The organism is Kitasatospora sp. NPDC036755, from assembly GCF_040636595.1.
GTDB lineage: Bacteria > Actinomycetota > Actinomycetes > Streptomycetales > Streptomycetaceae > Kitasatospora.
In genome coordinates this window covers 1-1,011 of record NZ_JBEZUT010000708.1, presented here as the reverse complement: position 1 = coordinate 1,011, position 1,011 = coordinate 1, and the positions used below count along the sequence as shown (strand labels likewise).

The following is a 1,011-nucleotide window of genomic DNA, read 5'->3' as shown; positions in this document are numbered from 1 at the left end:
GATGCTCCCTCGGTCGGCAGGCGCCGGCCGCCCGTACGGCGAGGACGTCGACGGGCGGTACGGGGTGCCCGGGGTGCTGCTGCGCGACGGATGGGGGGTCCGTGGGGAAGTAGTCGGCGTCGGCCGGACGGTGTTGTCCCGGGTGGTGACCAGCGCGGATGCGGGACAACCGGGGCTGTCCCGAAGCAACGTCAGGGGCAACCTCAGGGGCAACTGGTGGGGCAACCTCAGGGGCAACCGCAGAGGCAACCGCAGAGGCAACCAACCCTCGGGCCGGTGGGGCGCACATCCCGGACGCCTCAGGGTCGTTGGGCTGGGCATGGACGACGTACTCGAAGTGGCGTGGGTGCAGTGCTCGGTGTGCCAGGGCTCGACGCGGGGGGTGCTGGCGAACAGCGGTTCGGTGGAGCAGTTGCTGACAGCGGGCCGTGGGCACGTGGACTGGGCTCACCCGGGCCGGAACTCGGTGGAGGTGCTGGGGCTGCGGATGGGACGGGCGGAGCGGGTCGAGGGTGTTCCGACCGACGATCCGGAGGCGTGGTTGGAGGCATGGAACCAGGCGTTCCCGCCGGAGTTCTGAGCCGGACCCGGGCATGACCGAGCCCCCGCCAGCGGATGCTGACGGGGGCTCCGGTCTGCCTGGGTGGTGGTGGGGGTCAGACCTCGTCCTGGGTGAGTCCGTGGCGGCGCTCCCACTCACGCCAGCAGCTGCGGACGAGGTCCTGGGTGACCGGGTTGGGGTCGTCCTTGTGCCGCTCGATCGCCTCGCACAGCTCGTCCATGGTGAACTCAGGGATCGTCTTGTCGGGCCAGCGGTCGGTGGTCATGGCAGTGCCTCTCGTGTCGGTCGGTCAGGCGGCGCTGGTGTGGTGGACGACGATCGTGCGGGCCGGGTCGGTGGGGTGGGGCTGGAGGCTGAACCCCTCTCGGAGAGGGGCCGCTGAGGTGTTGTTGGCGGAGCAATCCCCGCGAGCGCGGGGCCGACACTTTCTGACCTGCGGTGATCGGCGT

General features: G+C 70.8%; 2 protein-coding genes. One reads left to right on the top strand and one right to left on the bottom strand.

Going from position 1 to position 1,011, the window contains the following annotated elements; all coding sequences use genetic code 11:
- Window positions 1-319: 319 nt before the first annotated feature.
- On the top strand, window positions 320-580 hold the full coding sequence (locus AB0E96_RS41375; protein ID WP_359831999.1) for a hypothetical protein: 261 nt from the start codon (window positions 320-322) through the stop codon (window positions 578-580).
- Window positions 581-656: 76 nt separating this feature from the next.
- Here AB0E96_RS41375 and AB0E96_RS41370 read toward each other — a convergent pair whose 3' ends face one another.
- Complete coding sequence (locus AB0E96_RS41370; protein ID WP_359831998.1) at window positions 657-827, bottom strand: hypothetical protein; 171 nt, start codon at window positions 825-827, stop codon at window positions 657-659.
- Window positions 828-1,011: the final 184 nt, after the last annotated feature.

Bases quoted from the DNA above. Each gene is read 5' to 3' on its own strand.
- AB0E96_RS41370 (WP_359831998.1), bottom strand. From the start codon at position 827: ATGACCACCGACCGCTGGCCCGACAAGACGATCCCTGAGTTCACCATG.
- AB0E96_RS41375 (WP_359831999.1), top strand. From the start codon at position 320: ATGGACGACGTACTCGAAGTGGCGTGGGTGCAGTGCTCGGTGTGCCAG.